Source organism: Priestia megaterium, assembly GCF_041941685.1.
Taxonomy (GTDB): domain Bacteria; phylum Bacillota; class Bacilli; order Bacillales; family Bacillaceae_H; genus Priestia; species Priestia megaterium_C.
In genome coordinates this window covers 3,407,398-3,424,924 of the sequence record NZ_CP130958.1, presented here as the reverse complement: position 1 = coordinate 3,424,924, position 17,527 = coordinate 3,407,398, and the positions used below count along the sequence as shown (strand labels likewise).

The following is a 17,527-nucleotide window of genomic DNA, read 5'->3' as shown; positions in this document are numbered from 1 at the left end:
TTAAAGAAGGTGCGCCATAAACATGATAAAATTTTTGTTTTTGCTGTTTATGCCAACAATCTTTGTTTTTTTCGGTTTGTGGCTTATCCAAAATGTGTTGGTAACATTTGTTTGCTTTTACGGCTGGATGTTTATGATTTTATATGCGAATAATAAAATTAACTTGAAGGTAGCGCTTACAAAAAAATCTCTGTATGTGGGAACTCTGAGCGGAGTTCTATGTGCCGCTGTGATAATTGGAAGCAGCCTGTTTTTTTCTGGTAAAATCTTTCATGCAGAAGATATGCAAGCGGTTTTGCAAATATGGGGATTTAGCGGATGGAAAGTTATCATTTTAGCCGTCATTTTGATTTTTATTAACCCTTATTTAGAAGAAATGTATTGGCGAGTATATATACAGAATAAAGTGAAGAAGGATTTGTCCTTACCTGCTTCAACCATTGTTACATCAAGCTTTTATACGCTTTATCACCTGTTTATTATTCTGCCCGCTTTTGCGTTTCCTTTTAATTGGATCTCGGCTGCAGGCGTTTTTTTAGCAGGTATAATGTGGGCGTGTATAAGGGAGCGATATGGTGCCGAAGCGGCAATTATTAGTCATGCGTTGGCGGACGCGGCGATTATGATTGTATACGGATTATATGTAAGATAGTGATATTATGTCAAAAAAACATGAATCGTTATTCATTTATAACTTGTTTTCATGGTATAATAACAATAATAGTAAAATTTTATCAACACATTTGAATTGAAATAATGTATACTTGTAATACAAAGATTGAAGCGTTTACATAAATCGGAATACACATAGTTAATCTGGGTCCGATGAAAACTAAAAAAAGAGAGAGATAATTACTTGGAGGAGGAATAGAAGTATGTTTGTACCTATTGAGCGTAAAAAAGTATCTAGTCAAGTGCTTGATCAATTAAAAAAGATGATTAAAGAGAAAACGTTCCCGCCAGAGTCTCGTTTGCCGTCGGAACATGAGTTATCCAAAATGTTTGGAGTGAGCCGCGCACCAATTCGTGAAGCGCTAAGCGTTCTTTCTGCCAGCGGATTAATTGAATCACGACAAGGCGGAGGAAGCTACGTAAAACGTGTAAACTTAGTTGGCATGCTTGATCCAATGACGTTTGAAATGGTTGAAGCAGATCAAGTTCTTGAATTAATTGAAATGCGTATTATCATCGAGTCGCAGGCAGCAAGCTTAGCCGCGCTGCGCCGTACGGATGAAGAGCTGATTGAAATTAAAGAATCGTTAGAAGCGTTTAAAAAGACGGTTCATAACAGTGAAGAAATTGGACATGAAGCGGACTATCGTTTCCATCATGATATTGTAAAAGCTGCTCATAACTCATTCCTTCTTCATGCTGTAGAAGATTTAGGTCATTTGTATCGAAAAGCGCTTGCTTATTCGTTAAATAAAAGCCAAAAAGAAAATCGCAAGCAAACGGATGCCGACCATGAGCGTATTTTTGAAGCGATTAAAAATGGAGAGCCAGAAGAAGCAGCAGAAGCGGTTCGTGATCACTTAGAGCACGTTCGCCAAAAAGTAATGGTGTCTCAATAATAAAAAAACGATAGCCTCAAGGGCTATCGTTTTTTTTATTATTTCGTTCATGTGAGAAAAAAAAGATGTTGAAAACGAAAATTTACGCTTAAGCCGGTGCAAATGTGCCGGCTTAAGCGTGTAAAAGGAGAAAACATCTAATTATACTCTTTAATAATCAGAAAATACAGTATTGTTAATAATTTTACGACGTGGTATTTTATTAACAAATGTTACTTTTATTTACATATTAGTGTTAGTAAATCTAACATTAAGAGGAAGAGGAGGGATAAGATGCTTTCATCAAGCGTCGGGTATTTGATTTTACTGATTTTTGGAGGAGGCTTTACGGCCGTTACAATTATGATGCAGCGCCGTCAAGGAAAGGAAATGACGGCTGAGCAGTATAGTACAGCCGGAAGAAATGTAGGCGTTGGGCTGGCGAGTGCATCCATTATTGCTGCATGGACATGGGCCGCTACGTTAATGATGTCTTCTTCCACAGGGTATCAGTACGGCATTAGCGGACCGTATTGGTACGCAGCGGGAGCAAGTATTCAAATTTTGCTGTTTGCCATTGTCGCGATTAACCTGAAGAAAAAAGCGCCGAACGCTCATACGTTTTTAGAATTTATTGCACAGCGCTTCGACGTGAAAAATCATCGTTTAATGCTTGGCTTTGCTCTTATGACAAATATTATTGTGACCGCCATGGTTATTTTAGGAGGAGCCATTGCTTTAAACTCTCTTACCGGGATGAATATTTTTGTTGCCGCTTTTTTAATTCCTCTTACGTTTACCATCTACACCATGATTGGCGGTTTAAAAGCCTCATTTGTTGCTGATTATTTTAACACCGTTTTTATTTTCATTATTTTATTTATTTTTGCTGCTGCCGTCTATTATAAGTTCGGCGTAACAAGCGTGTACGAAGGGCTGAAAAATCTGCCTCAGTCACAGCATATGCTTACGATGGCATCGGTGCCGGGCCTTTTGTTTGGGATGATTAATATTATCGGGAACTTTGGTACGGTCTTTGTGGATCAAGCATACTGGCAGCGTGCCATCGCAAGTAAAAACAGCGCTGCTTCAAAAGCATATATTTACGGCGGAATTGCCTGGTTTTCGATTCCGTTTGCCGTTGCCACTTTCCTAGGTGTAAGTGCGGCTGGGCTTGGAATTGCTGTAGATTCACCGAATTCTATCGCGCCCGTTATGGCGTCACACGTGCTTGGAAATCTAGGTTCTATTTTGTTTTTAACAATGCTGTTTATGGCGGTAATGTCGACAGGAGCGGCTGAATTAACGGCGATCACAAATATTATCGTAACGGACATTTACCTGCGTTCTATCAACCCGAAAGCAAGCAGTAAAAAAATCTTGAGCACGTCGCGAAAAGTGACGCTTGGATTCGGGCTGGCGATGGGCGTGTTTTCCATTTTACTGTTTTACTTAGGAATTAGCCTTGGGTTTGTGTATATGGCCATGGGTATTTTCGTCAGCGGAGCCGTTATTCCCGTTACGCTTGGACTGATGTGGAAAAAAGCGACGAACACAGGTGCATTTTACGGGGCGCTTTTAGGAATGATTGGCGGCGTTGTCGCATGGAACACGTCTGCTTACTTGATTAAAGGTCACATTGATGTAGAAGCCCTTGGCGGACTGTATCCAATGCTTATTGGAAATTCTACCGTTTTTATTATCAGCGGAGTTATATCAATCGGACACGGTCTGCTTGCTAAAAAAGAATTTGACTTTGATGAACTAAAAGACAAATTCAAAAGCTTTGATGGACATGGAGATGAACCATTAAGGGAGGAAGTGGCGTATGGATCCACAACAACAGTTAAATAAAGACGCAAAGCTTTGTACGCGCTGGGCGCTGGGACTTACATTTTTGTTTGTCCTCTTGTTTCCAGGCGTGATGTTTTTAACGGGCTATCAATACACGCTTTCCTTTTTTAAAGGCTGGACGTATCTTGCGTTTGGCTGGCTGATTATCGCAGGGATTTGTATTATTGTGGGGCCTGTGGTGGAGTTTGTGAGGGAGAAGAAGGATAGAGATACAGTTTAATTTGTCAAAACGCTACGAATTTCAAATGTGTTAGTTATAAAAAAAATCACAAATCATATTCTAGTGAATATGGTTTGTGATTTTTTTGTAAAGATATTTAAAATTAGGTTAAGTTTTAGAAAAATAGACGTAGTTGTATAAAACTATATAATGGTTTTTAATGGAATTTACCTATTTGATTGCCTTTTGATATAAATGAAAGGAGGTGAAGTGATTGCACATCGTCTCTTTAGAAAAAGCATGTTATGCAGAACTTCAAGCAGTAGGTTCAAAAGCTTACAATCTCTCAAAAATGATTCAGCACGTTTCTTATATCCCTAAAGGATTTGTTTTAACATCTCACGCATTACATTCCTTTTTAACGTTTAACCAAATAGAGATAAAAGCAGAAGATAGCAGCGTCATAGAAAAGAAGATTCAAAGCGGCACGTTTCCTTTAGCTCTGCAAAAAGAAATTGTTTCTTCGTATGCTAATATTCAAGGTGCTGGTGTAAAAGCCGTAGCCGTGAGATCTTCTTCCGCACTTGAAGATTTGGAGAATGCATCTTTTGCCGGACAGTATGAAACGATATTAAACGTAAGAAACAGAGAAGAACTTTTGACAAGTATAAAAAAATGCTGGGCTTCTTATTTTTCATCCGTTGTTCAAGCGTACGCCGAAGATAAAGAAATTTCGCTTTCTAATCCCCAGATTGGTGTCCTTGTACAAGGAATGGTTGATGCCGATGTATCCGGAGTGATTTTCAGCGTAAATCCTATTACAGAAAGTGAAGATGAAGTAGTCATTAACGTGGCGTACGGCTTAGGAGAGGGAATTGTATCAGGTGGTGTTACGCCGGATTTATTTATTATTCATAAACAGACAAAAAATATAATGAAAGAACTAGGATTAAAAGAGTATAAGCTAGTGTCAGGCTTTACAGGAATAACAAAAGCTGTGACAACAGATAAAGAAAAAAATAAATTTTCTATATCAGATGAAACAGCACTACAGCTGCTTCGTTTAACGAATCAAGTAGAGCAGTATTGTCAGTACGCTGTAGACATTGAATTTGCCATAAAGAATGAACATATTTATTTGCTTCAAGTGAGACCTGTTACTACATAATGAAAAGGAAAGGGGAAATCAAATGAACGTATTACCTGCATTTCAAAATGATCTATTTTTAAGTGAGGAAGAAAAACAAACGGGCTTTTGGGTACAAGACAACCTACATATCGCACATGCACTAAGTCCTTTATACGCTTCCTTTCAGCTTCCGGCAATGACGTATGGAACTAAGCAAGGTTTTGAAACGTTAAAACTGCCTATCTATCAATTTGTAGTGAAATTAGCTGATGGAAAAATGTATCAGCAAAATATCCCGTTTCCCGGTGACGTAAATGATCGCTTAAAGGAGCACCAAGAAGCAGTAAAACCGCTGTTACCTCGACTTAAACCTAGATTATACGAGTACGTTAATGAGGTATTTTTACCTTTTTATACGGAAGTAAAAAGAAATGCAGAACGTCCTTTATCTTTAAAAGAAGCAGAAGAAAAAATAAAAGAACTGCATGATTTTTATAAAAAAGCTTGGCAGCTTCACTTTGAAATTGTCATGCCAAGAAGTGATTTAGGAATGATTTTAGAAGAGCTATATGGAGCATTGACCGGAGACGTGAATACCGCTTACGTATATGATCTGCTGGAAGGCGTAATGAACAAGTCACTTGAAACGGATCAAGCACTGTGGGAACTCACTGACAAAGTCAAAGATTCTAATCAATTAAAACAAGCTTTTGCGGCACAGAAGTCAGAAGACATAGAAGCAAATCTATTAGGCACAGCTGAAGGAAGAGAATTTTTAAAGAATCTGCAAAGCTTTTTGAATGAGTATGGCTATCGTTCTGCAAATTCGCACGAGTTTATTGATGAGACGTGGGTAGAGAATCCTTTACATGCGCTATCAATTATTGCTGGCTATGTGCGTAAAGATTACGACTTCAAGAAAAATTATGAAGAAGTCGTAAAAAAGAGAGAAGAAAGCTATCGTGACGTACTCGCAAAAATGCCGGAGTGCGAAGAAAAAGAGCAGTTTAAGCTGTTTTACGGCTGGGCATTAGATGCATGGGGGTTAGATGAAGATCATCATTTTTATATCGATGCGATGCTGCCTGCTACAGCAAGAATGTTTTTGCTGAATGTAGGAACTCTTTTAGCTGATCACCAAGTGATTCATCAGCCTCAAGATATTTTTCATTTTTATTATGATGAATTGCTGGAAGTATTAAAAACGCCCGTGGCATCTCATGAACTTATCGTCAATAGAAAGCAGGAGTTTGAAGAGAATCGTCATAAAAAAACGCCGCCTGCTTATGGCACGCCTCCTCAAACAGGAGAAGATCCTTTATTAGAGCGAGTATTCGGAAAAATGGGGTCTCCAGAAGTAGATGAAGCGCAAAAAATCTTTAAAGGAAGTGCCGCTTCAAGAGGTGTTTATACGGGAGTGGTAAAAATCATTTCAGATCCAAGTCAATTTTCTAAACTTGAACAAGGAGATGTTCTTGTGTGTGAAACCACAGCACCCGCTTGGACCACGTTATTTTCGCTTGCTGGCGCAATTGTAACCAATGCAGGAGGAATCTTATCTCATGCAGGAACAGTGGCTCGTGAATATAAACTTCCAGCGGTTCTTGGCACAAAAGTAGCTATGGATCTACTAAAAGACGGAGATGTTGTTACCGTAGACGGAACTAACGGAGTGGTGACGATTGAACAGCAGTAAGCCGTCTTTGATTATCTTTTCTATTTTAACGGGAGCTTTTTTAATTCCCGTTAATTCCACTATGATTGCGGTAGGCTTACCGTCTATTGCCAAAGCGCTTCATCTTTCCATCGTACATGTATCGGTAGTGGTAACTATTTATTTAATTGTGATGGCAGTTGCTCAACCTATTGCGGGGAAACTTGGGGATTTATATGGAAATAAAACTATGTTTGTAGCTGGAATAAGTATTTTTCTAGTGGGATCTGCCGCCTGTGTGTTTTCATATAACTTACTTTCACTCACGGTCTTTCGAATGCTGCAAGCATTAGGAGGCGCACTAGCTACGCCTAACGCAACAGCCATTATGAGACACAGTTTACCAAAAGAAAAGCTTGGAAGAACGCTCGGGTTATTTGGATTATCAATGGGGCTAGGAGCAGCTGTAGGGCCTGTATTAGGTGCCTTTTTAATTAAGTATCTTGGGTGGACGTCGATTTTTTGGTTTAACGTTCCTTTTGCTGTTCTATCGTTAACTTGTTCATTTATATACGTGCCGTCTACCGTAAAACAAAAAGCAAAAATGCTGGATATAGGGGGCGCTTTTTTACTTGGAATAAGCATGACGAGCTTTACGCTAATGCTGACGCACCGTGATTTGTTTAATGCTTGGACTATTTTTATATGCATAGCGTCTATCGTTCTTTTCATTGTGCAAGAACGCAAGGTCCAAGAGCCGCTGATTGATTTTAAGCTTTTTAAGGTTCGGCCCTTTTTTTCTTCAAATCTTTCCATTCTATGCAGTAATTTTATGATGTATAGTACCATTTTGTTTGTTCCGCTTTTGCTAGAGAAGCAGTATGATATTCGTTTAATTGGTTTGCTTCTTTTCTTTTTTTCATTAGCCATGTCTATTTCTTCTTGGGTGGGAGGATTGTTAGCAGAAAAGGTAGGGAAAGAACATCCGATACGATTATCGTTTCTTATTTCATTGCTTGCGGCGATGCTTTATTTCCACTTAGCGAATGCCTCCATTTCTTATACCATTGTATCTTTATTAGTAGGAGGAGTGGGAGCAGGGATCGGTGTTTCATCTATGCAGGCTATGAATATTCAATCTGTCAAAAAAGAGCAATCAGGCACTGCATCGGGCATTTATTCCACTTTTCGTTATATTGGAGGAATGTTAGCGTCAGCTGCGGTGAGCTTGTTAGTAGGTACTACTGGTCTATTGGTGGTTCTATGTATAGCTGGAATAGCAGGATTCCTTGTTTCGTTAGTTGGAAAAGAAAAAGAAAAGCAAGTTTCCTTGTCCAAAGACGTTTTTTAACAGAAAAAGAATAGCCAGCGGAGAAGAGACATTCGTTTTATTGCACGTGCTGAAAATGATGATGTGCTTGTCCCGCAGCTATTCTATTTTTAAGTTATTGCTTTTTTTTCGATTTTACACACCCACCGGTAATACTGTACCATCATCCAAAAAAGCACGGGGTTTAAGAAAAGTGAATACCACCACGTCCACCATCCATAGTGAAAATACCCCCAAGGAGCAGGGAGAAGGGCAACTACTTCGTAAAGTAAAACAGCAACCGACCAAACGAAGATATAGGCGGCTTTTTTTGTGAGTTTTCCGCCAAAAGGATAGTAGGTAAGAAAAAGCATGTTCACCGGCGGAATGAGAACAGTATAGGCAAAAATACCTTGCCAGTCTGTATCAGGTGTAAAATACCAGTAGCCGTGAAATTTAAAATTAATAAAAATGTCAAAGATATGCTGAGCAGCAATGGTGAACATCCAAATGTGAACAATTTGATTTGCTGTTAAGCGCTTGTTCATTTTAAAGGCAAGAACGTTAAATACTAAAATAGAAAGAATTAATCCAATCATAGTGCTTCTCCTTTTGGGTTCTTGACTATATTGTATAATTTTAGGAGATTAAAACCAATAGAGAAATGGACATACTACGAATTTTCTGCGATATTTTTCACAGTGACGGACTGTATTTTTTTCGATTTCTTAAAAATGCGATCACGAGTAAAAGAGCAGGAATGACAATTTGAAACGGAAGATGTAAAGTGAACGGAATGATTTTTAACCCTTCATATACGTGTTCGAAATAGTTTTGAGCAAGAGACAATGAATAAAGCAAAACGACTAAGCCGATTGGAAATACAAGCGGTGACGGGTTTTTTAGTTTAAACACGTGTGAAAGGCCCAGCACAGTGGCATAGAAAAACAAACCGATTTTAAAGAAGCCGCCAGTGATTAAAGCCAGCATAAAAAACACATCAAGCCGTTCTAAAAAACCTGCGAATTGAATGCTTTGAACCGTGCTTAAAAGTGGAAAAGCAGACCTCGATGTTAAGGCAACGCCCAGCGCACCTATATTCACCATCATTGTAATCATAAGGTTAATACCGTTTAACGTAATTGCGCTGAATACAATCAGAGCGGTCTTTTTCACATTTTTTGTGTATGGAAAGATCATTGCAAATACAATCACTTCGCCAAAAGAAAAATAGAGCGTTTGGCTGTACGCAATGCGCAGCACCGGAGCGATGCCTTTTTCAAGAATCGGCCTTAGACTTGTAAAATCAATAAGGCCGGAAACAAAGATAAGAATAAAGCCAGCAACGGCGAGTATATGCATCATGTAAGTAAAGAGTTGGAAAGGGAATAGGGATATTGTGTTAAAAATTAAGTGCGCTAGCCGAAGATATAAGAGAGAAGTACGTAAAAGGAGAGAGCGCGTTGGATTTATTTGCAGTTATATTAAGTATACATATTGGACTCGGCATGATTTGTTTGCTTTCAGGAATGGTGTCTATGCTAGCGGCTAAGAAAAAAGGACGGCATACCAAATGGGGAGAAGTGTATCACGGTGCTTATGCAGCACTAGCTGCCACAGCTATCATTTTAGCGATTTGGAAATGGAATGAAATCGCTTATTTATTTTATATTGCCGTGTTTTCATATGGATTAGCGATCTACGGCTATGTAGCACGCAAGCAAAAATGGAAGAACTGGCTTCAACATCATATTCGCGGTATGCTGGGGTCTTATATCGGAGCCGTTACCGCGCTGCTTGTGAATATTGGAGACAGTATTCCGCTGTTAAACAAGCTTCCCGACCTTTCATATTGGTTTTTGCCGACGATTATTGGCAGTCCGCTTATTTACATAGTCGCAAGACGCTATAGAAAAACTTCTTCCGTTTCTAAAAAAATATCATATTAACCAAAAAAGCCTTTTAACGCAAAAGGCTTTTTTCTGTTACGAACATTTGTGCTATGATAGAGAAGCAAGGAGGATACAGCATGAAAGAAAAGCAGCAGTTTACCATACATACGAATAAAGAAAAGCTTGATATAGATGTCATCTACTCATACCTTCATCATGAATCTTACTGGGCAAAAGGAATTCCGCTTCACCTTGTTCAAACGTCTATTGAACATTCCGTTTGTTTTGGCGTGTATGATGAGTGCGATAAACAAGTAGGGTTTGGACGAATTATTTCTGATTTTGCGACCTTTGCTTATTTGGCGGATGTATTTATTCTTCCGCACGCGCGAGGCAACGGGCTTGGAAAAGCGTTGGTACAAGAAATGATTCGCTATGAGCCAACTCAACACGTACGAAAAATTTTATTGGCAACAAAAGATGCTCACGGTTTGTACAGTCAGTACGGATTTAAAGAAGTTAAAAATAAGCAGCTGTTCATGCAAATTTTTAAAAAAGGGATGTACGAGCGGGCGATTTATTCAAAAGAAAATAAAATACTGCCTGGAAGAGAGGGATAAGTATGGCTGAAGAATTACGTAAAAGCGTATTTAATGAAGAGTTGATTACGCACTTGAGCGACGTTTTTTCACGTGAAATGAGTTCATTTGATAAAAAAGCGTTTCATGCGCTGGTTTTTCAACAAGATTGGGAAGACTTAGGGCTGAAAGAGCGCATGAGAAGAATTACGCTTTCCATGCATGAAGTGCTGCCGGCGGATTATGAAGAAGAGCTTCATATCCTCTATAAAGTGGCTCCAACGGTAGGAGGACTTCAAGGCACGATTTTTCCAGACTATGTTGAACTGTACGGACTGAACGATTGGGAAGCTTCAATAAACGCACTTGCTTTTTTTACGCCATTTTCCACGTCAGAATTTGCGGTGCGTCCGTTTTTAATTCAAGATAAAGATCGAATGCTTGGGCAAATGATTGAGTGGGCAGGGGACAAAAATCATCATATTCGCAGATTAGCAAGCGAAGGGAGCCGTCCTAGACTTCCATGGGGACAATCAGTACCTGCGTTAAAGCAAGATCCGAAACAAACGCTGCCGATTTTGGAACAGTTAAAACGAGATGAATCGCTTTATGTTCGCAAAAGCGTAGCCAATCATTTAAATGATATTTCTTATATAGAAAAAGACTGGATGCTTGATGTGATGAAAAGGTGGCACGGTGAGGACGCCAAAACTGACTGGATCGTCAAACATGCGTGTCGTTCACTGCTGAAAAAAGGAGACAGAGAAGCTCTTTCTCTTTTTGGCTATGGAGATGACCCTGGTGTGAATGTCACAGGGCTTAGCTTACAGCCACATACCATTACAATCGGTGACAGCATTGATTTTTCCTTCCAATTATCAGTAGAAAAAAACATGCCGCTTCGCATAGAGTACGGAATTCATTACGTAAAAGCAAAAGGAAATCGCAGTCAAAAAGTGTTTATGCTAAAAAATGTTCAAGCAAAAGCAGGCCAAACGCTGACAGTCACAAAAAAGCATGCGTTTAAAGATTTAAGTACAAGAAAACATTACAGTGGTACGCATACGCTTTCTGTTATTGTAAACGGAGTAGTAAAAGCAGAAGCGGACTTTGTGATAGAGTAGAGACTGAAAAAATTATTGTAGGTGAATTTAAACACGAACTATCTATCAAAAATTGATTAATAGTTCGTGTTTTTTTATTAAGGTGGTGAACGTAGGTCTCATGTATGTAGCTGCTTCTAGCTGTTGATTGAAGGGTAAGGCGAAGACTTGCACGGAAATCAACTGCGGTGGGAAAAGCGGTTTAGATCATTTATCCTGATTGGTCGTCTTCATATGGAGTTGGTTTTGTTATGTCCCAATCTATAAAACCGAATTCGTCTCCTACATTAAAATAGTCAAAAAGATTCAGCTCCCTTATCTTGAAGTTATTTCCTTAAACGGTATAATTATTTATGTAACATTTTAAAAATTTTAAAAATTTAAAATGTCTAATCAAGGGGATGGGGAGGATTAAATGAATGAAAAAAACTGTAAAACGAACGGCCGTGCCGGCTCTTTTGTCGATTGGATTATTGCTGTCGCCGCTTGCGGTACAAGCTGAGATGCCTTATTACGGAAAAGACTATAGCCAGCCGGAAAAAATTAAAGCGCTTTATCCGGAAATAAAGGTGAATGAAGCAACGCCGGCATTTATAAAAGGACAAGACGCATTTACGACTCAAGAAGAAATGATGAGCTATGTCCAAAAGCTTGCTCATAAAAGTCCGTACGTAAAGCTGAAGATTATCGGAAAGTCACAGCAAGGACGAGACATTCCAGCTCTATATTTTTCAAAGGAAAAGAAATTTGCGGATGGAAAGACATCCAAAAAGCCAACGATTTGGCTTCAAAGTCAAATTCATGGTAATGAACCGGCAAGCGGTGAATCCGTACTCGCTGTTGCAACGCGTTTGACAGAAGACTTTGGAAAAGATGTGCTAAATAAAGTGAACATTGTCATTGTGCCGCGCATTAATCCAGACGGATCTTATGCATTTAAACGTCAGCTAGCAAATAATTTAGATGGAAACCGCGACTACATAAAGCTTGAAAGCCCAGAAGTACAGAGCGTACGAGCTGAATTTAACCGCTTTTCACCAGAAGTCGTCATTGACGCTCATGAATATACGCCTTACAGCAGCGGATTTAAAAATATTGGTAAAGAAGGCGTGTGGAAGTATCACGATATTTTACTGCAGTCCGGTCGAAACTTAAATATTCCGCAGAACATTCGCGGCGTGTCTGATGAGCTGTTTGTGAACAGTACGCTTACAGCAATTGAAAAGCAAGGATATTCAGGAGAAGTATACTATACGTCTCAAGTGAATAAACAAGGGCAGCTTGAAGTGGAAGAAGGCTCAGTTGAACCGCGAATTGGCCGAAACTCATTAGGCTTGTATCCATCGTTTTCGTTTTTAGTTGAAAGCAGAGGAATCGGCATTGGCCGAGAAGATTTTCCGCGGCGAGTGAGTGCACAAATTGCTACGCAAGAAAAGCTCATTACGCAAACAGCCGCTCATGCCAAACAAATTAAAGCGCTGATTTCCAAAGAAAAAGCGGCGCTTGTCAAAAAAGGAAAAAATGCAAATGACCATGACCCAATTGTTGTAAACAGTGAAAATAAAAAAATACCAAATTCCACGTTAGAAATGGTTGATGTGGAAAGTGCGTCTGTTAAAAAAATTCCTGTGACGTACTACAGTGCAAAGAAAGCAACGCCGACGCTTGTCCGCGAACGTCCGACTGCCTATATTTTAAAACCAGGACATGAAGAGTTAGCAGAAAAACTGCAGGGACAAGGAGTAAAAGGCTTCAAGTTAACGAAAGAAACGGCTCTTTCAGTAGAAGCGTATAATGTCAGCAGCCGCATTGAAAATGAAGCCTACGAAAACAAACCAAATGTAGACGTGCAAACAATCGTGAAGCAAAAAACGGTGACGTTCCCAAAAGGAAGCTACGTCTTTTTAACATCTCAGCCGCAAAACAATTTATTGTCTCTATCGCTTGAGCCGGAATCTGTGGACAGCTTCACAACGTTTGGGTATTTGCCTTCAGAAGTAGGACAAGAGCTTGATGTTTACCGGTTTACGCGTTCCATTGAAAAATCACCTTTGCAAAAAGAATCCCGTAAATAATGAAAAAGCGTGGAGCTTGGCTTCACGCTTTTTATATTGAGATTTTTATGAAGAAACCCACTCTCCGCCGTTTACATGCAGCGTTTGCCCCGTGACAAACCGTGAGTCGTCGCTTGCGAGATACACGTAGGTCGGAGCAAGTTCAAACGGCTGCCCTTGGCGCTCCATCGGATTGTCCACTTGCGTTACTTGATCAGCTGAAAAGCTTGCTGGAATGAGCGGCGTCCAAATGCGCCCCGGCGCTACGGCGTTTACGCGAATGCCGTCTTTAATCACGCTATTGGAAAGCGCACGAGTGAAACCAACAATGGCTCCTTTTGTTGCCGTATAGTCAATTAACTGTTCATAGCCTTTATACGTCACAATTGAAGCAGTATTAATAATTGAGCTGCCGGCTTTTAAATGAGGCAGAGCGGCACGCGTCGTGTAAAAGTGCGAGTAGATATTCACTTTAAACGTATGATCAAACTGCTCATCGGTGATGTCTAAAAGACTCATCTGCTGAAACTGAACGCCTACGTTATTGCACAAAATATCAAGCTGGCCGAACGTTTCTACCGTTCTTTCGACGATGTCTTTACAGTGGTGTTTGTCCCGCACATCGCCGGGAAGCAGCACACATTTTTGACTCAGTTCTTCAATGCGCGCTTTCGTACGGTTCGCGTCTTCATATTCATCTAAATAAGCAATCGCAACATTTGCTCCTTCTTTAGCGAAGGCAATGGCAGCGGCTGCTCCGATTCCGCTGTCACCGCCTGTAATGAGAGCAACTTTTCCTTTTAGCTTGCCGCTTCCTTTGTAATGCGGATTTTCGATAATGGGACGCGGAACCATCAAACTTTCTAACCCGGGCTGGCGAAGCTGGCGCTGTTCAGGAACCGTAATCGGAACATCTTCATAGCGCGTAATTTTTCCATAATTCGGCTGCATCGGATACCCTTGCTTGTCCTGATAAAATTCATTGCTTGGACACATAAAACAACCTCCTCAAAAAGCATCACTCTTTCACTCTATGACATAGATCGATCTCTCATGCATACGTATAAAGAGTGTAGAATGCGAGAAAGAAGGTGGGTTCATGCGATATTACTACAGTGAAGAAGTGAAGCTATTACTAATGGATGGGTCAAATAAGACGGTAGAAGTAATCTATAACTCTGACTCTCAGCCTTTTCTGCTGCCGCTTTTAGGACCTCGTCCGCCTTTTTACGTAAACCCGCGCTATGAGAAGTATCTGCCTGTTTTATAGTACAAAAAGCCCTTCTGCATGAAGGGCTTTTAAATTGACATTCTCTTTTATTTTCCTCGTGATTGCTCACGTGATTCATGGCGGTTTTTTCTCTTTCTAGAGAGGAAATAAATAAAAAAGCCGATTAATACAAGAAACGTGATAAGCAAAATACTAGTAGGAAAGTAAAGAGAGCCTATCTGAATTCCCAAATAATTTAACATCGTTATAACTTCCTTTCTTGATAGACAATGGTTTATTTTACTAAATACCCTTATTAGCTGATAAAAAACGTTTCCGCTGTTTTAGTAGGGAATTGATTGACTCTGTGCGCCAATAACCACGATATGTCCTTGTTTCATTTCTTCTTTATACCGGTTTGCTTCTTGATTGGATAAGCCCAGCGAAGCCATCTTTGAAAGAAGCTCATCTTCTCTTGAAAGAAGTTTATTTACCGCCGTTTCAAAAATACCTTGCTCTGCCATTCTGTACTTTTTTGTATGTGTTGCCTCCGTTAAATTCTGAGCCCATTCTTTATCGTAGGCCAGCAGATAAATATCTTTGCTTGTAAATCCTTTCTTTAAAAAAGAACGGATGACGCAGACTGCCTCCTCTTGGTTTTCTGCTACTTGAATGTGTTTCATACACCAACCAAACCTCCTGATAAAAGATATTTCTGAAATACATCTTCTACTCATTCTGTAGCCTTTGTTTCCAACTTTAAACTTGTTTTCTATGAATTTTCTAAGATAGTAAAAGAGAATAGAAACATCATAATTTTTTAAAAAAAGATGTTTGAACTTCAAAACAGAAGGCTAAACCTAGACTATACTAAAAAGTTCCATCAAAAATAGGAGGAGATTAAAATGAATTTACAAGATCAACAAACACAAGGTCAGCCCCAACAAACGCAAGACCGCCAGCCGGGTATCGAAAGCGAGATGAATCCTCTCCCTATTTATGAGGATGACAATTACATTGGTACAGGAAAATTAAAAGGAAAAGTAGCGCTAGTTACCGGGGGAGACAGCGGAATTGGACGAGCTGTATCCATTGCTTATGCGAAAGAAGGAGCGGACGTAGCCATCGTTTACTTAAACGAACATAGCGACGCCGAGGAAACAAAAGCCCGCATTGAAGAAGAAGGTGTAAGATGCTTGCTGATTGCAGGAGACGTAGGAGACGAATCGTTCTGTAACGAAGCGGTAGAAAAAACGGTGAGTGAGCTCGGAAAGCTTGATATTCTTGTGAACAATGCAGGAGAGCAGCATCCAAAAGAAAGCATTAAAGACATTACGAGTGAACAGCTTGAACGAACGTTCAAAACGAACTTTTATTCATACTTTTATTTTACGAAAAAAGCGCTTGATTACTTAGGAAAAGGCAGTGCGATCATTAATACAACGTCGATTAATCCTTACCGCGGAAATCCTCAGCTGATCGATTATACGGCAACAAAAGGAGCAATTAACGGCTTTACCCGCAGTATGGCGCAAGCGCTTGTCAAAGACGGGATTCGCGTTAATGCTGTAGCGCCAGGCCCAATCTGGACACCGCTTATCCCGTCTACTTTCTCAAGTGATAAAGTAGGAGAATTCGGTACAGATACGCCGATGGGCAGACCTGGGCATCCTGTGGAGCACGTGGGCTGCTATGTGCTGCTAGCTTCAAATGATTCATCTTATATGACGGGTCAAACGCTTCATGTCAACGGCGGAGATTTCATGAACACATAATTGCTTCACCTATAGTAAAGGAGGAGAAAAAGATGGGAGAACGCCAGAAAAGATCTATTTCAAATACACCAAAAAAAAGAGATGAAACGGAACAGCGTGTAACAGATCAAGACGAAACGTTATTTGAACGTTTCAAAGAAGAAGAAACGGTTGATCCTATGCCGTTGGAAGATATAAGACTTGAACAAAAAGAGGATAAAAATAAAACGAAAACGAAAGATGAATCAGGTTCTGAAAACATTCATCATAGAAAATAAAAAACAGCCTTCTCGGGCTGTTTTTTGTTTGTATCCCTATATTAATGAGTGCTAGAAGCAATTACAATTTTTGAATCATCTTCTAGTGCTTGAGCAAGATTAGATTTAATTCGTATATGGTCAAAACTTAAACCAAGCTGCATCGCAGTAGTAGCTAATTCAGGACGAATGCCCGATAAAATCGATTTAACGCCGATTAAATCAAGCGCATTTATCAGCTGGAACAGCTCGTGCGCGACCATTGTATCGATCATCACAACTCCTGACAAATCAATATACAAATGAGCGATTTGCTTCTCTGCACACTGTTTTAACGTGCTTTCTAGGATCATTTTGGCTCTTGCCGTATCAATATCGCCGACTAACGGTAAAAGAGCAACGTCTTTTTTAATCACAATAACAGGTGAGCTTAATTCATGAATCATTTCCTGCTGAGAGCGGAGGCGGTTTGAGGCATATTCCTGCGCTTCTGTAATGAATTTCAAAATAATAATATCAAATACCCTTATTACTTTTTCATTCCACACATCGAGGTGCTGCTGAGCGATGTCATCGTGAAGTTCTGCAAATCGGCGAATATACTCACAGTATTGTTTGCGGACGTTCATAAATTCCTTAATAATACTTTGAATGGGGGTTCTGAGATGCTGCTGGTCTTTGGCAACTTTATTTAGCCACGTGTTAAAAGATTCAAAAAAGCTTTTTTCATCTTCTATAAAGATGTTGCTAATATATAAATGAAATTCATAGTTTTGCGCTTTTAAGCGTTGAATGACGTCAGGGTCATTAGAGGTATATACGCCTTCAGAAGATTTTTTGTCCAAAGATTCATACCATTCTTCCGTCATAGTTGGTGCACTTTCTAGCAGATAAGAACGTAAAGCGATATCTTTCTTCACTGTTATTCTCCTCTCAAACTGATAAAGCATCGCGCAGGTGCGCAACGTATTTATTATAGCACCTTTTTTATAAAGATGGATATGAAATGTATGTTTATTTTGC

19 protein-coding genes are annotated in these 17,527 nt (G+C 39.7%); 14 read left to right on the top strand and 5 right to left on the bottom strand.

Annotated elements, in window-relative coordinates; genetic code table 11:
* Positions 1-22: 22 nt before the first annotated feature.
* The 7 genes from Q5794_RS18075 to Q5794_RS18045 all read left to right on the top strand — a co-directional run bounded on the left by Q5794_RS18075 (position 23) and on the right by Q5794_RS18045 (position 7,698).
* Complete coding sequence (locus tag Q5794_RS18075; protein WP_214987456.1) at positions 23-652, top strand: CPBP family intramembrane glutamic endopeptidase; 630 nt, start codon at positions 23-25, stop codon at positions 650-652.
* 223 nt (positions 653-875) lie between these two features.
* Positions 876-1,571: a FadR/GntR family transcriptional regulator gene (locus Q5794_RS18070; RefSeq protein ID WP_013058211.1), complete on the top strand. Its 696-nt coding sequence runs from the start codon at positions 876-878 to the stop codon at positions 1,569-1,571.
* A gap of 273 nt (positions 1,572-1,844) precedes the next feature.
* The gene (locus Q5794_RS18065; protein WP_374988264.1) at positions 1,845-3,404 is read left to right on the top strand and encodes a sodium:solute symporter family protein; all 1,560 of its coding nucleotides are present in this window, start codon (positions 1,845-1,847) and stop codon (positions 3,402-3,404) included.
* A complete protein-coding gene (locus tag Q5794_RS18060) occupies positions 3,379-3,624 on the top strand; it encodes a hypothetical protein (RefSeq protein WP_034264415.1) in 246 nt (81 codons plus the stop codon). Before Q5794_RS18065 ends, Q5794_RS18060 begins: the two co-directional genes overlap by 26 nt.
* Positions 3,625-3,838: 214 nt before the next feature.
* Positions 3,839-4,732 (top strand): PEP/pyruvate-binding domain-containing protein, encoded by an 894-nt coding sequence (locus tag Q5794_RS18055; protein WP_374988263.1) that lies wholly within the window; start codon positions 3,839-3,841, stop codon positions 4,730-4,732.
* Positions 4,733-4,754: 22 nt separating this feature from the next.
* Positions 4,755-6,389, top strand: a complete 1,635-nt coding sequence (locus Q5794_RS18050; protein WP_214987453.1) for a PEP-utilizing enzyme — start codon at positions 4,755-4,757, stop codon at positions 6,387-6,389.
* Positions 6,376-7,698, top strand: a complete 1,323-nt coding sequence (locus tag Q5794_RS18045; protein ID WP_374988262.1) for an MFS transporter — start codon at positions 6,376-6,378, stop codon at positions 7,696-7,698. Before Q5794_RS18050 ends, Q5794_RS18045 begins: the two co-directional genes overlap by 14 nt.
* An 89-nt stretch (positions 7,699-7,787) precedes the next feature.
* On the opposite strand, the gene Q5794_RS18040 is transcribed toward Q5794_RS18045, so the two are convergent.
* Together Q5794_RS18040 and Q5794_RS18035 are read right to left on the bottom strand one after the other, a co-directional pair.
* A complete protein-coding gene (locus tag Q5794_RS18040; protein WP_374988261.1) occupies positions 7,788-8,255 on the bottom strand; it encodes a hypothetical protein in 468 nt (155 codons plus the stop codon).
* A 97-nt stretch (positions 8,256-8,352) separates the two neighbouring features.
* Positions 8,353-9,021, bottom strand: a complete 669-nt coding sequence (locus tag Q5794_RS18035) for a GerAB/ArcD/ProY family transporter (protein WP_214987451.1) — start codon at positions 9,019-9,021, stop codon at positions 8,353-8,355.
* 98 nt (positions 9,022-9,119) lie between these two features.
* On the opposite strand from Q5794_RS18035, the gene Q5794_RS18030 reads away from it, so the two are divergent.
* The 4 genes from Q5794_RS18030 to Q5794_RS18015 all read left to right on the top strand — a co-directional run bounded on the left by Q5794_RS18030 (position 9,120) and on the right by Q5794_RS18015 (position 13,304).
* Positions 9,120-9,605 (top strand): DUF2306 domain-containing protein, encoded by a 486-nt coding sequence (locus Q5794_RS18030; RefSeq protein WP_192994684.1) that lies wholly within the window; start codon positions 9,120-9,122, stop codon positions 9,603-9,605.
* A gap of 80 nt (positions 9,606-9,685) precedes the next feature.
* Positions 9,686-10,168, top strand: a complete 483-nt coding sequence (locus Q5794_RS18025) for a GNAT family N-acetyltransferase (protein ID WP_214987450.1) — start codon at positions 9,686-9,688, stop codon at positions 10,166-10,168.
* Positions 10,169-10,170: 2 nt separating this feature from the next.
* Entirely contained in the window at positions 10,171-11,250 is a 1,080-nt protein-coding gene (locus tag Q5794_RS18020) for a DNA alkylation repair protein (protein ID WP_214987449.1), read from the top strand.
* A 398-nt stretch (positions 11,251-11,648) separates the two neighbouring features.
* Positions 11,649-13,304 (top strand): M14 family metallopeptidase, encoded by a 1,656-nt coding sequence (locus tag Q5794_RS18015; RefSeq protein ID WP_374988260.1) that lies wholly within the window; start codon positions 11,649-11,651, stop codon positions 13,302-13,304.
* Between the two features lie 45 nt (positions 13,305-13,349).
* Here the strand turns inward: Q5794_RS18015 and Q5794_RS18010 are convergent, their stop codons facing one another.
* Positions 13,350-14,279 (bottom strand): SDR family oxidoreductase, encoded by a 930-nt coding sequence (locus tag Q5794_RS18010; RefSeq protein WP_268576852.1) that lies wholly within the window; start codon positions 14,277-14,279, stop codon positions 13,350-13,352.
* Positions 14,280-14,382: 103 nt separating this feature from the next.
* On the opposite strand from Q5794_RS18010, the gene Q5794_RS18005 reads away from it, so the two are divergent.
* Positions 14,383-14,553, top strand: a complete 171-nt coding sequence (locus Q5794_RS18005; protein WP_216888309.1) for a hypothetical protein — start codon at positions 14,383-14,385, stop codon at positions 14,551-14,553.
* 284 nt (positions 14,554-14,837) lie between these two features.
* Here the strand turns inward: Q5794_RS18005 and Q5794_RS18000 are convergent, their stop codons facing one another.
* Complete coding sequence (locus Q5794_RS18000) at positions 14,838-15,176, bottom strand: general stress protein (RefSeq protein ID WP_268576849.1); 339 nt, start codon at positions 15,174-15,176, stop codon at positions 14,838-14,840.
* 222 nt (positions 15,177-15,398) lie between these two features.
* Between Q5794_RS18000 and Q5794_RS17995 the strand changes: the two genes are divergently transcribed.
* On the top strand, positions 15,399-16,268 hold the full coding sequence (locus Q5794_RS17995) for an SDR family oxidoreductase (RefSeq protein ID WP_057234655.1): 870 nt from the start codon (positions 15,399-15,401) through the stop codon (positions 16,266-16,268).
* A 32-nt stretch (positions 16,269-16,300) separates the two neighbouring features.
* Complete coding sequence (locus tag Q5794_RS17990) at positions 16,301-16,525, top strand: hypothetical protein (protein WP_374988259.1); 225 nt, start codon at positions 16,301-16,303, stop codon at positions 16,523-16,525.
* Between the two features lie 41 nt (positions 16,526-16,566).
* Here the strand turns inward: Q5794_RS17990 and Q5794_RS17985 are convergent, their stop codons facing one another.
* Positions 16,567-17,424: an STAS domain-containing protein gene (locus Q5794_RS17985; protein ID WP_268576846.1), complete on the bottom strand. Its 858-nt coding sequence runs from the start codon at positions 17,422-17,424 to the stop codon at positions 16,567-16,569.
* Positions 17,425-17,527 lie beyond the last annotated feature (103 nt).